13 protein-coding genes are annotated in these 12,533 nt (G+C 68.2%); 9 read left to right on the plus strand and 4 right to left on the minus strand.

The annotated features are described in order from the left end of the window. Positions 1 to 11 precede the first annotated feature (11 nt). A complete protein-coding gene (locus tag OHA64_RS48260) occupies positions 12 to 854 on the plus strand; it encodes an IS5 family transposase (RefSeq protein WP_405618300.1) in 843 nt (280 codons plus the stop codon). Positions 855 to 858: 4 nt separating this feature from the next. Here OHA64_RS48260 and OHA64_RS48265 read toward each other — a convergent pair whose 3' ends face one another. Then, positions 859 to 1,572, minus strand: a complete 714-nt coding sequence (locus OHA64_RS48265) for an SDR family oxidoreductase (RefSeq protein WP_405618302.1) — start codon at positions 1,570 to 1,572, stop codon at positions 859 to 861. Between the two features lie 71 nt (positions 1,573 to 1,643). Here OHA64_RS48265 and OHA64_RS48270 point away from each other — a divergent pair, with 71 nt between their 5' ends. Continuing rightward, positions 1,644 to 2,459: a helix-turn-helix transcriptional regulator gene (locus tag OHA64_RS48270; RefSeq protein WP_405618304.1), complete on the plus strand. Its 816-nt coding sequence runs from the start codon at positions 1,644 to 1,646 to the stop codon at positions 2,457 to 2,459. 48 nt (positions 2,460 to 2,507) lie between these two features. Here the strand turns inward: OHA64_RS48270 and OHA64_RS48275 are convergent, their stop codons facing one another. Continuing rightward, positions 2,508 to 3,029, minus strand: a complete 522-nt coding sequence (locus tag OHA64_RS48275; protein WP_405623725.1) for a GNAT family N-acetyltransferase — start codon at positions 3,027 to 3,029, stop codon at positions 2,508 to 2,510. A 251-nt stretch (positions 3,030 to 3,280) separates the two neighbouring features. Here OHA64_RS48275 and OHA64_RS48280 point away from each other — a divergent pair, with 251 nt between their 5' ends. Next, positions 3,281 to 4,882, plus strand: a complete 1,602-nt coding sequence (locus OHA64_RS48280; protein WP_405613299.1) for an ISL3 family transposase — start codon at positions 3,281 to 3,283, stop codon at positions 4,880 to 4,882. Between the two features lie 56 nt (positions 4,883 to 4,938). After that, positions 4,939 to 5,370 (plus strand): DUF4259 domain-containing protein, encoded by a 432-nt coding sequence (locus OHA64_RS48285; RefSeq protein WP_405623988.1) that lies wholly within the window; start codon positions 4,939 to 4,941, stop codon positions 5,368 to 5,370. Between the two features lie 203 nt (positions 5,371 to 5,573). Here the strand turns inward: OHA64_RS48285 and OHA64_RS48290 are convergent, their stop codons facing one another. After that, positions 5,574 to 6,206, minus strand: a complete 633-nt coding sequence (locus OHA64_RS48290) for a TetR family transcriptional regulator (RefSeq protein WP_405623726.1) — start codon at positions 6,204 to 6,206, stop codon at positions 5,574 to 5,576. 52 nt (positions 6,207 to 6,258) lie between these two features. Between OHA64_RS48290 and OHA64_RS48295 the strand changes: the two genes are divergently transcribed. The 3 genes from OHA64_RS48295 to OHA64_RS48305 all read left to right on the plus strand — a co-directional run bounded on the left by OHA64_RS48295 (position 6,259) and on the right by OHA64_RS48305 (position 9,576). Further along, positions 6,259 to 7,023 carry an SDR family NAD(P)-dependent oxidoreductase gene (locus tag OHA64_RS48295; RefSeq protein ID WP_405623727.1) on the plus strand — a complete coding sequence of 255 codons (765 nt, stop codon included), beginning with the start codon at positions 6,259 to 6,261 and terminating at the stop codon, positions 7,021 to 7,023. 94 nt (positions 7,024 to 7,117) lie between these two features. Then, positions 7,118 to 8,017: a helix-turn-helix domain-containing protein gene (locus OHA64_RS48300; protein ID WP_405623728.1), complete on the plus strand. Its 900-nt coding sequence runs from the start codon at positions 7,118 to 7,120 to the stop codon at positions 8,015 to 8,017. Then, entirely contained in the window at positions 8,014 to 9,576 is a 1,563-nt protein-coding gene (locus OHA64_RS48305; RefSeq protein WP_405623729.1) for a hypothetical protein, read from the plus strand. The genes OHA64_RS48300 and OHA64_RS48305 overlap by 4 nt, the downstream gene beginning before the upstream one ends. A gap of 14 nt (positions 9,577 to 9,590) precedes the next feature. Here OHA64_RS48305 and OHA64_RS48310 read toward each other — a convergent pair whose 3' ends face one another. After that, positions 9,591 to 10,178, minus strand: a complete 588-nt coding sequence (locus OHA64_RS48310) for a TetR/AcrR family transcriptional regulator (protein WP_405623730.1) — start codon at positions 10,176 to 10,178, stop codon at positions 9,591 to 9,593. Between the two features lie 103 nt (positions 10,179 to 10,281). Here OHA64_RS48310 and OHA64_RS48315 point away from each other — a divergent pair, with 103 nt between their 5' ends. Together OHA64_RS48315 and OHA64_RS48320 are read left to right on the plus strand one after the other, a co-directional pair. Beyond that, on the plus strand, positions 10,282 to 10,890 hold the full coding sequence (locus OHA64_RS48315; protein WP_405623731.1) for a Gfo/Idh/MocA family protein: 609 nt from the start codon (positions 10,282 to 10,284) through the stop codon (positions 10,888 to 10,890). Between the two features lie 693 nt (positions 10,891 to 11,583). Then, positions 11,584 to 12,369 (plus strand): SDR family oxidoreductase, encoded by a 786-nt coding sequence (locus OHA64_RS48320; protein ID WP_405623732.1) that lies wholly within the window; start codon positions 11,584 to 11,586, stop codon positions 12,367 to 12,369. The last annotated feature ends 164 nt before the right edge of the window (positions 12,370 to 12,533 follow it).

Genomic DNA, 12,533 nt, shown 5'->3' on the forward strand with positions numbered 1-12,533 from the left:
TGAGGAGACCTGTGCCCGCGTTGCCATCATGGCTCACCGAACCGCTCTGGGACCAATTCGTAGCTCTGCTGCCCGAGCGGCCGGAGTTCCATCCGGACCATCCACTCGGCTGTCACCGCCGGCGCATCAGTGACCGGAGCATCTTCGACAAGATGCTGCAGCTGCTGCGCTTCGGCTGCTCCTACGAGGCGATCGCCGACACGACCTGCTCGGCCACCACGATCCGCAGCCGCCGCGATGAGTGGATACAACTCGGCGTGTTCGCCCAGATCAAGCAGATCGCGCTGGACTCCTACGACCGGATCGTCGGCCTCGTCCTCGATCAGATCGCCGTGGACGGATCCATCACCAAGGCGCCCGGAGGCGGCGAGGTGGCCGGTCGCTCACCGGTCGACCGCGGCAAACAGGGCCTGAAACGCTCGGGCATGACGGACGGGTACGGCATTCCACTGGGTCGTGTCCTGGCCGGTGCCAACCGCCACGACTCCCCGTTGCTCGCCCCGACCCTGGATCGTCTGAACGACCTGGGGCCGTTACCCGACAACATCACCGTGCACCTGGACGCCGGCTACGACTCGGACAGGACCCGCGCACTGCTCAACGAACGCGGCCTGCACGGACGCATCGCGCACAAGGGGGAGAAGGCGCCCATCCAGGCCAGTCGGCGTTGGCATGTCGAACGCACCCACGCCTGGCAGAACGCCTTCTACCGGCTCGCCCGCTGCTACGAGCGGCGCACCACCGTCATCGACGCCTTCTTCGACCTCGCCGACACGATCATCACCGTGCGCAGTCTGATCCGGCAGGCATGGACCACACACCGCTGGGACACCCGTCCTCGACGCCGCCCATGACTGATCACCAGGGCACGGGCGTTCCGTCCCACGAGAAGAAGCCACCGGTGGGGCCGTCGTCCGGCAGCAGGGCCAGGCGGAGGGCACCCTGCGCGGCCTCGGCCGGGTCGCCGCCGGCAGCGGCGGCCCGGGGGTTGAGATCAGTGGCCCGCAAGCCGGGGGCGAGCGCGTTGACCTTGAAGCCGTCCTCGGCCAGCGTCTGGGCGTAGAGGACGGTGAGGGCGTTGAGGGCGGCCTTGGACGACCGGTAGGCGCCGCCGCCGCTTCCCGGGGTGAACTGGGGGTTGGGGGTGGTGCTCCAGGTCAGCGACGCGGTGCCACTGGAGATGTTGACTATGCGCGGGCGCGGGGACCGGCGCAGGGCGGGCAGGAAAGCATTGGTCACCGCCACTACCCCGAACACATTGGTCTCGTATGTGCGCCGGTACTCCTCGACGCCGGTGTGGGTCGGCGGGGCGAGTGACGGCGAGATGCCGGCGTTGTTGACCAGCACGTCCAAGCGGTCCATCTGAGCCGCGGCCTGTGCGACGCCGTCGGGATCTGTCACGTCGAGGACCAGCAGACGGGCCCCGGCTCCGATCTCCTCGACGGCCCGCTGCCCGCGCCCGGGGTCACGGGAGCCCACGTACACGGTGAGGCCCTCGGCGGCGAGCAGCCGGGCGATATGCTTGCCGATGCCCTTGTTGGCACCAGTGACCAGAGCTGTGCGTTCGTTCATGGCAGCCACACTTCCCTGGTCGCGGGTGCCCTGCCAGGGACAGCCTGTACCAGGCAGTGGGAGGAGGCGACATGGCGCGGCAGGAGCTGGCCCACTACCTGCGGGACCGCCGGGCGGCCCTGCGTCCGCACGAGATCGGCCTGGCCGCGACGGGCACCGACCGCCGCACACCGGGTCTGCGCCGCGAAGAGGTGGCGGAGCTCGCCCACATGTCGGTCGACTACTACACGCGGCTGGAGCAGGCCCGGGGGCCGCGGCCATCGGCCCGGATCCTGGACGCGCTGGCCCGCGCGCTGCGGCTCACGCCGGCCGAGCGCAGCCATCTGTTCCGCCTGGCGGGTTCGAGCGCGCCGCCTGGCATCAGCGCCGTGCGGCGGGTGCGCCCGCACGTGGCCCGGATGCTGGAGCGGCTGCCGGAGACCGGTGCCGTCGTCACTGACGCGGCGTACGACGTCGTCGCCTGGAACCCCCTGGCCCGGGCACTGCTCGGCACCGACCTTGGAGGCGGGACGACGAACCTGGCCCGACGCCGCTTCCTGGGCCAGGGGCGGACGTGCGAGAGCTCCAGCGCCGAGGAATTCGGGCACATCGTGGTGGCGCGACTGCGCCGGGCCGCGGACCGCTACCCGCATGACCCGCACCTGGCCGCGCTGCTGGCCGAACTGCACGCCGGCAGTGAGGAGTTCCGGCAGATCTGGGAGACACGTCCGGTCCACGCTCCCGGGCATCGCACCAAGACCCTGAACCATCCGGAGGCCGGTGCGCTGCGGTTGAACTGCGACGTCCTGCTCGTGCCCGAGGATGACCAGGAGGTTGTCCTGATGACGGCCGACCCAGGATCACCTGCCGTGCGGGCCCTGCGCAGGCTGGCCACGCAGGCGACCTGAAACGAAGGATACGCACAGGTCTCGCCAACGGTCACAGAGCGTCGCAACTCAATATTCACTCGGGCCTGCGCCCACCTTGATGCCGAGGCTTTCCACGCCGCCTATCTGCGCGCGCTCGTAGTCGTCAGCCTGTACAGCCCCGTCAGCGATATAGCCCGCTCGCTCATAGAAGCGACGTGCCCGAGTGTTGTCGGTCAGGACCCACAACAACATCAGGCTGAAACCATCCGCACGAGCGTGAGCGTGCACAGCTTCGAGGAGCATCCGACCGATTCCAGCCCCAATGAGTGAGGGCTGAACGTACACGGCGTAGAGCTCACCCATAGCCAAACTCGCTTGATTACCGCGAAAGCGTCCGAAGCATGCCCAACCTACGACTCGTCCATGAGCGTCGACCGCTACCAGGTTGGTCGTGCCCTCCTTCGACCTTTCGAAGTGCCGACGACGCTGCTGAACATCGGCCTCAACCGTCATTCCATCGAGGTAGGACGCGGGCACGATCCCTGCGTACGCGGTCTGCCAGCCGATCACTCGTATCGCTGATACAGCCGGGACATCGACTTCCGTCATAGCTCGTACAGTCAACATCTCGGCACCGTACGAGACCCGTGACCACGACCGCCTGGCAATTACGGCCGAGCAGCCGCAGCAACTACACAGAGTGGCCGCTGCACGGAAGTTGAGCCAGAACCCGAGTGTCGGTTCTGGCTCAACTTCTGTGACGCGGCCACGCTGAGTAGCAGTCGAGCCTCTTCGAGTCGTACGCGAAGTCGCCCGAAACTGGTCCGTGGACAGGGCAGTCGGGCCGACAGTTCGGGACCGTGGAAGAGGTCGCACTCCGGCTGAAGGAGTTGTTGTTCCCGTCGATCGCGGACGTCGCGGTGCTGTCGGTGGACGTGAGTATCAAGAAAGTGCGCGTTGATGCGCAATGCATCGCGGATGGCGCCGTGTGCCCGGTCTGCGGAGTCTGGTCGAACCGTGTTCATGGTTCCTACCTGCGGTTTCCCGCTGATGTTCCGAGCGGTGGCCGAAGCGTTGTCCTCCAGCTGAGGGTCCGTCGGTTCGCCTGCGGGAATTTGGGCTGCACACGCCGTACCTTCGTCGAGCAGATACCCGGCCTGACACGCCGACACGGCCAGCGGACCGAACGGCTGCGCTCCACCCTGGCCTCGGTCGGTCTGGCCCTCGCGGGCCGGGCCGGGGCCCGCATCGCCCGCGTTCTCGGGGTGTCCGTCAGCCGTAGCACGGTGCTTCGGCTGGTTGACGCTCTTCCCGAGCCCGAGGTGGCCGCCCCGCGTGTGGTCGGCGTCGACGAGTACGCCACCCGCAAGGGCCGCCACTATGGCACCGTCCTGGTCGACATCGAAACGCGCCGCCCCATCGACCTGCTGCCGGACCGGGAGGCATCCAGCCTGGCGGCCTGGCTGGCCGAACGGCCAGGCGTTGAGGTCATCTGCCGAGATCGAGCGCCCTTCTTCGCCGAAGGCGCCTCCGTCGGCGCCCCGCAGGCTGTCCAGGTCGCGGACCGGTGGCACCTCTGGCACAACCTGAGCGAAGCCGCCGAACGGGCCGTCGCCCAGCACCGTCGCTGCCTGCGAGCTCTGGTCCCCGCCGCCCCCGAACCCGAGCCGGAACCCGCCCCAGAAGAGGAGCCGCCCGGCTCACCCTGGCCGACCGGCCACCGGTTCGCCGACCGCACCAGGGCCCGGCACGCCGCTGTCCACGCACTGCTGGAGGCCGGGCACAGTCGCCGCTCGATCCAGCGTCAGCTCGGCATGACCTGGCGGACCGTCAAGCAACTCGCCGAGGCCGCGGTCCCGGAGGAACTGTTCACCGGCCAGTGGCAGAACCGGCCTTCGGTCCTCGATGACTACAAGCCCTACCTGGACGACCGGTGGAACGAGGGTTGCACCAACGCCTGGAAGCTGTGGGAGGAGATCGTGCCGCTCGGCTACAAAGGCAGCTACCAGCGCGTCCGTGCCTACCTGCACAAGAAGCGCACCTCACCGCGACCGGTGACCGCCCGGCCACCGTCGCCCCGAACGGTTTCCAGATGGATCCTCAGCCGCCCGGAGACCCTCACCGAGCCCGAACAACTCCAGCTCAAGACCGTCCGCACCCAGTGTCCTGAGCTCGACGCCCTCACCCGACACGTCCGCTCCTTCGCGGGAATGCTCACCCAGCGCCAGGGCGAACACCTGCCAGCCTGGCTCGACGCTGTCCGGCAGGACGACCTGCCCAGCCTCCACACCCTCGCCGCCGGCATCGACCGCGACCTCAACGCCGTCACCGCTGGACTCACCCTGCCTTGGAGCTCGGGCGCGGTCGAGGGGCATGTCAACCGGATCAAGATGCTCAAGCGTCAGATGTTCGGGCGTGCTGGCTTCGCCCTTCTGCGGAAGCGCGTACTGCTCGCACAGTGATCGCAATGTCAGCGGCTGATGCGAAGATCCCGGCGCAACTACACGAGGAGATCAACATGGGCACCTGGGACACTGGCCCCTTCGACAACGACACGGCCGCGGACTTCGCCAACGCTCTCGACGACGCCAAACCCGAGAAACGCGAACCACTGATCCGTGGCGTCCTCACGCGCACCGTCGACGCCACCGGCTGGCTCACCGAAGGAGAAGAAGCAGTGGCGGCAGCCGCACTGATTGCGGCGCAATGCCCTGGCGGCGGCCCAATCAACACACCTTACGGCCCTGGAGAACCCATGCCCGCCTTCCCTGACGATCTCCGGACGCTCGCGGACAACGCCCTCGCTCGCATCATCAGCGACGAGGCTGGACCGGCCTCGAACTGGGTCGATCCGGAAGACTGGAAGCAGTGGCGAGCCGACCTCAACCGCCTTCGCACACTCCTTGCTCCGCCATCACTGTCCATCCCGATGTTCGATGTCGAGCAATGACAGAGCGTCACCCGCCACAAAACCTGAGCCAGAACCCGAGTGTCGACGGCGATTGTTCAGCACTTCGGGAGGCACCGAAACCGCGCCGTGTTCGATGGTCAAGGCAGGAGACAGCGCCGGGTCCGTATCGCTCGGTGGCTGCAGCCCCGTCAACGAGGGCGTCGGCCGATTCGGGTCTGTCCCAGGGGCGGGCGTGGGCCGCCTCAGTCCTTCCGGTAGGTGGCGACGGCGTCATCACCGAAGGACGCGGCGAGCGCCCGTGTGATCAGGTCGGGCAGCTTGGTGTGTCCGTCGTCTTCGGTCCAACGCGTCAGCGCCGTGTGCATCGCGGCCATGCAGGCGCTGGTCGCCGCCTTGGCGCGGAACGCGGCGTCGAGATCGGTCGCGTCATCCCCGAGGGCGTCGACGATGGCCTGTTGCAGCGCGTACTGGCTGTCCAGGTGCCGGGCCCGCAGCGCAGGCGTCGAGACCATGAGCCGGAGGCAGTCCAGCAGGAACCGCTCGTTCGTCCCCGGTTCGTCCCCGTTGTCGCCGGTCAAGGCCGTGGCCGCGTCGATGAGCGCGCCGCCGACGCGGCGCACCAGGGGTTGCGTCGCGGGCGACGCGGCGACCTGCTCGGCGATGAGTTGGGCGGGCTGGTCAATGAGGACGAGGTCCTCCTTGGTGGGAAAGTGCCGGTACACGGTCATTGCCGAGACGCCGGCGGCCGCGGCGACGTCGGCCACCGTCACCGCGTCGTAGCCGTGGTCGGTGAACAGCCGCACCGCGTGCGTTTGGACCAGGCGCCGCGTCTCGGATCGCCGTCGTTCCCGCAGGGTTGGTTGCCGCTCACTCATGTGTTAGACACTATCATCATGTTAGTGACTAACACTTAGATGGAGTGAAGACATGGGCGATCTGACGGACAGAACGGCTTTGGTGACGGGTGCGTCGCGCGGCATCGGGCAGACAATCGCCGTTCGGCTTGCGGCCGAAGGGGCCACGGTCATCGTGCACTTCGGCACGGATGAGAGCGGGGCGGCTGCGACGGTCGACGCGATGGAACGCGCCGGTGGGACCGGCTTCTCCGTCCGAGCCGAACTGGGCGTGGACGGCGACGTCGAGACACTTTTCGCCGGCGTGGAGGCCGGCTTGGCCGGTCGGCCGCTCGACATCCTGGTCAACAACGCGGCGGCCGCACCGGCTGGCCCGCTCGGCGTGACGACCCGGGCAGAGTTCGACCAGTTGTTCGCGGTGAACGTGCGAGCGCCATACTTCATCATCGAGCGGGCGCTGCCTCTGTTGAGCGAGGGCGCCCGGATCGTCTCGGTCTCGTCGGTGGCGACCCGGATGGCCAACTCGGCCCAGACATCCTTCGCCATGACGAAGGGCGCGATCGAGACGATGACCAAAACCATCGCCGTCCAACTCGGACCCCGAAGGATCACGGTGAACGCGGTCGCTCCTGGGGCCACCAGGACGGCGACCAACGGAGCTGTCTTCGACACGCCGGGCCTCACCGAACAGATATCCGGTATGACGGCACTCAACCGGCTGGGCGGGCCCGACGACGTAGCCGATGTGGTCGCCTTCCTCGCCTCCCACGCCGCCCGCTGGGTCACTGGTCAGATCATCGACGCGAGCGGTGGCCTGTTCCTCGGCCCACGCGTCTGACCAACGAGGGCTAAGCGACGGCGGCACGTCGTGTAGCTCCACATGGTGTTCCGGCTGTGCGGCATCCGGCCACGGAGCCGGCGCAGGAAACCGTTTGGCGGGCCACCTCGGCCGGGGCCCGTGCGGGCTCCGGCGCAACGAGACGCGGATGCTCGACGCCGCCGACTTCGGCCGCAACCCGCACGGCGCCGAGTACGGCGAGTTCGGCCGCTGCCAGGTCCGGTTCGGCAAGGCCAAGAAGGGCTCCCCGCCCAAGCGCCGCGGCGTGCTGACCGTGTTCGGCTGGACCCCCGACGTCCTGGACGAGTGGTTCACCGAGGTCCGCCCGCTGCTGGGCACCGACGGCAACCCGGCAGCCTGGCCCTCCGAGCGCGGGGTGCGGATCGGCTGCCAGCGCATCAACTCCCGCTTCATCACCTACCGCAAGGCCCTGGGCCTGGACGACGGGCTGGACTACCACTCCTTCCGAAGGTCCTACGTCACCCACCTCATCGAAGACGGCTGGGACCCGCTTCGTCCAGGAACAGGTCGGTCACGAGCACGCCAGCACCACGTCCATCTACACCTGCGTCTCCTCGGACTTCCGCACCCGCACCCTGCGCCGGCACCTGGACGCCACCGTTGCCGCCGCCCTCCAGGCCCAGAACGGGAAGCAGGTATGAAGCGCAAGGTCGGTTACACCTGGCGGCTGCGTGAGGCGATGGCCCAGCATCGCATCTTCACCGCGACCGAGTTGGTCCCGCTGCTGCGCGAACGCGGCATCGACCTGTCCGCCTCCCAGGTCCACCGTCTGGTCTCCGGAACCCCGGAGCGGCTGTCGCTGCAGGTCCTGTCCGCGCTCTGCGACATCCTCTCCTGCACCCCTGCCGACCTGGTGACCACCACAGCCGAGAACGCAGGCGTCCGCAAGACCGCCACTGGCGACCTGGCCACCCCGCCCGCGAACGTCGCGAAGCTCCGGCCCCGCCCGGCTCGCATCCTGCCCGACGCATGAGCCGCCCATACGCCACCGACGAGCAGTACGAACGCTGGTACATGGCCGAGTGCTGCCGCTGCGGCCAGTGCAGACACAAGGCCGGCACCTGGCCGGACGGATACGTCTGCCGGACCTGCTCGGACCGCGCGGTGCGAACGCGAGGAAGCTGCCCAGGATGCGCCGAGGACCGCGCCCTCCCCGGGCGCCACCCCGTCGACGGCTCCGCGATCTGTACGACCTGCGCTGGCTTCTCCCAGACCTTCGACTGCTTGCGCTGCGGCTTCGAGGGCAAACTGCTGGGCGGACGGCTCTGCGAGCGGTGCACGCTCGCCGACCGGCTGACCACCCTCCTGGACGACGGCACCGGCCGCATCCGGCCCGCGCTGACGCCCCTGTTCAACCTGCTGGTGGCGATGGACAAGCCCAGGAGCGGCCTCGCCTGGCTGGAGATGCGCCGAAACCAACCGGCAAACGCCTCCCAGATGCTGCGGCGGCTCGGCCGCGGACAGGTGCCCCTGACCCACGGCGCCTTCCACGAACTCCAGCCCTGGCGGGCAGCGGCTCATCTGGAAGAACTCCTGATGGCCAGCGGAGTCCTGCCCGCCGTCGACAAGTACATCTGCTCCTTCCAGCGATGGCTGCCCGGTCACCTGGCCGGCATTGCCGATCCCGAGCACGTCAAGACGATCAAGCTCTTCGCGACGTGGCACGTCCTTCCCCGACTACGGGAACGGGCCGATCGAAGCCGGATCACACCGAGCGTCCGCCGCTTCGCAGCCGAACAGATCACGTACGCGACGGCCTTCCTGCAGTGGCTCAGCACCCGGAACAGCACCCTCGCGTCCTGCGACCAGCTCGACATCGACGCCTGGTTCGCCGAGAACACCGAACACGGCCGCACCTGCCTGAGGGCCTTCCTCAACTGGGCCATGCAGAGCCGCCGATGCCCACGCGCCCTCTCCATCCCCGTGCAGAGAGTCTCCCGGCGACCCGCCCTGAGCGAGGACGAACGCCTGGACACACTCGGCCGACTACTGACCGACGCAGACACACCGATGCGCCTCCGCGTCGCCGGCGTCATCGTCCTCCTCTATGCGCAACCCTTCACCCGAATCGTCCAGTTGACGGTCGACGACGTGCTCCACGACGGAGAGACCACGCTTCTACGGCTCGGGGAGCCCGCCTCACCCGTCCCCGCACCAGTCGCAACCCTGCTGCTGGCATACATCGCGGACCGCGACAACATGAACACCGCCACCAACCAGGCATCCCGCTGGCTCTTCCCCGGCCGCCGGGGCCGGCTAGCCAGCGCGCCCCGACCACCTCTCCGCACTCCTGGGCGAGATCGGCGTCCCAGTCTCAGCTGCCCGCGGCGCCGCCATCCGACAACAACTCCTCGAACTGCCCGCCCCCGTCGTCGCGGACGCCCTCGGCTACCACGACAAGACCACCAGCCGCCTCCTCCGAGAGACCGGCGGGACCTGGAGCCGGTACGCCGCTGGCGATCACACCCGGTCTCCGGCGGGCTGGACTCCTCGGAGAACCCACGACAGTTGAATACGCGAGCCAACCAGTAAGCGATGAATCCCGATCATCTCGGCAGCTGAAACAGCGTGCGCAGTGCCAGGTCGGCCACTTGGTGCAACTGGTCGCGGGTATGGCCGCTCGCCGCCTGCACGGCGATGCCGTCAGTGACGGTGTGCACCAGCTGGGCGAGGACGCCCGGATCACAGCCTGGCGGCAGGTCGCCTGCCTGCTCGAATCGCCGACGGAGTGCGGCCTCGCCGGCCATCCGTCGCGCGATCACCTCTTGGCGGATCGGTTCGGAGTCCGGACTGCAGGCGTGGACGCTGTTCACGGTCAGACACCCGTGGGGCCTGTGCGGGCCGGTGGTCAACTCGACGGCCCCGAGGACCAGGCGCTCGACGACCTCCCGCGCGGTGGGCGCCTCCAAGGCCTCGGCGGCGTAGGCTCCAGGGCTGGTGAAGTAGCGGTCGAGTACCTTGCGGAACAGCTGCTCCTTGTTGCCGAAAGTCGCGTACAGGCTGGGCCTGTTGATGTCCATGGCCGTGGTCAGGTCCGACAGGGACGCCCCCTCGTAGCCCTGCCGCCAGAAGACCTCAAGCGCCCGATCGAGGGCAGCCCCCGGGTCGAAGGCGCGCGGGCGACCGCCTGGCATGCCGTACCTCCTCAAGTTTTTTACCTATCGGTACGTTACCTCTTGAACTCCTGCTCCCGCTTCTCTAGTTTTGTATCGATCGGTATGCAACCAGGGAGGGTGCATGATCAGAGTTGGGATCGTCGGAGCCAGCGGCTGGGCCGGCGCGTCGCATCTGCCAGCACTCGCCGCACTTGCCGGGTTCGAGGTGACCGCGGTCGCGACGACCAGCCAGGCCAGCGCCGACAAGGCGGCGGCTCACGGCGTACCGCTCGCCTTCGACGACGCCGGGACGCTCGCCGCTCACCCCGACGTGGACCTGGTCGTGGTGTCGGTCAAGGCGTCCGAGCACGCGAAGGTGATCAGGGCCGCACTGGAAGCGGGCAAGCACGTGCTCTCCGAGTGGCCGTTGGGCGTGGACGCCGCCGAAGCGGACGACCTCGCCCGGGCGGCCGCCGCCGGCGTCGTCCACGCCGTGAACCTGCAGGGATATCAATCCCCGGACGCCCGGTACGTGGCCGACCTGATCGCCGGAGGCGCGATCGGCCGGCTCGAATCGGCCGTACTGGTCGCCGCAGGCGACCCGCTGGGCGGCCCCCGTATCCCGCCGGAGTTGGCCTGGTCCACCGACCCGGCTGCGGGCACCTCGCTCCTGACCATCATGGCCGGCCACTTCCTGGCCACGCTGGACCGGATGGCGGGCATCCCCCGTGCCGCGCTCTTCCGCAGGTAGCAGCGCACCCCTCCGACCTGACGGGCTTCCTGACTGAGGGAGCGGATACGGAGACTTGGTGCTAGGTCCGTCGTCTTGTGGAAGTTTCACAAGGTGTAGGTGACCGTAGCGGGAGGTCCTTGGTGCTGCCTCTGGAGGGGATGCTGTAGCGGATGATCCCAGCAGCTTCTTCGTCTGCCGGTGGTACAGGCGTCACGCGTCGCTGACCCGCGAGGACGGGGCGATCAGGGGGAGTTAGCGCATAGGCGGTGCAGTCGGCTCTGCCGCGGAGCCTGCGCTTCGCTGTCGGCGGATCGGGTGTTGCTGGTGTCGGTCACGCTTCCCCTCCCTGACCAGGCTGCCGTCTCACGCGCTGTATCCGGTCGCCCTCGGGCCGGCCGGACCGGCGTTCATGCACGGCCCCTTGGGGCGAATGAGCGCACGCGCGCCACGCCCGGCCAAGGCGATAGGGCTTGGGCGTACTTGCCCGGCACCAGCGACTGTTGTGGGTTCTGCCGGTTCCGCGCTGGCCCATGAAGAGGTGGGGGCCCTGTCGCGTACCCGGGGGAGTCGTTGCGGATGTCGCCCCGGACGGTATGTCACAGACGGGCGAGCTGTCCGGTCCATGTGATGTGAAGGCCGCACCGTGACGGCGCAGTGGTTGATGTCCTTGCGGCTTCCCGGGGCAGCCCCTGTGTGAGGGAAGGTTTTTCCATGAAGGTCGCTTTGATCGATGACGGTGGGCCCATGGGCGTCGAGACTGCTGCCGGAGTCAGAGCCCACGGGCATGAGGCCGTCGTGGTCTCGGCCGCAGCCGGCGTCGACGTTCTCACCGGCGAAGGCTTGTCCCGGGTCCTCGAGGGCTGCTCCGTAGTGATCGACCTCTCGGGCCCGCCGTCAATTGCTGACGGGACCCTCACGGAAGCATTCGGCCTCGTGATCGATGACGAGACCGTCACACAGAGGTTGTGCCTCTCCACCGCCAATCTTCTTGCGGCGGAGGCCGATGCTGGCCTTGGGCACCATGTCGCCCTGTCTGTCGTGGGCGTGGAACGGTTGAAGGATCGCGGTTACTTCCGGGCCCTGCACGCCCAGGAAACCATGATCAGGCAGTCTCGAACACCCTATTCGATCATCCGGAGCACCCAGCTCTTCGAGTCCGCCGACGACATTGCCGACTCTGCCGCAGAACACGGAATCACCTGGCTGGCGCCCGCCCAGATCAGGCCGGTGTCCTGCGCCGAGGCTGCAGTGCTCGTGGCTCACACCGCTGTGTTCAACCCCCTGCTCGGCGTCCGTGAGATCGCCGGCCCCGACCGGCTCCCGCTCGATACGTTCGTACGTGCCGCCCTTACGGCTGCCGGGGAGCACCGCCGCGTCCTCACCGACGACCGCAGTCTCTACTTCGGCGCCGGTCTGCGGCGCGGCGACCTTCTTCCCCGCGCTGATGCGTACATCGCGCGTACGCACTACCACGACTGGCTTGACGGACGGGGATGACCGCGAGCACCGTGTCGGCGGTGCGGTCGAGGTTGCTGCGGCTATCGGGCAGCTGCGGGCTGATGCAGTAGCAGCGAATCGGGTCGGTTTCCCAACCAGGACCGGTCTGCCACACAAAGTGTGACACTGTTGGTCTGGCCTTTCTGGCGAAGCCGTCATCGCAC

It is taken from the genome of Streptomyces sp. NBC_00076, assembly GCF_045041235.1.
Lineage (GTDB): Bacteria > Actinomycetota > Actinomycetes > Streptomycetales > Streptomycetaceae > Streptomyces.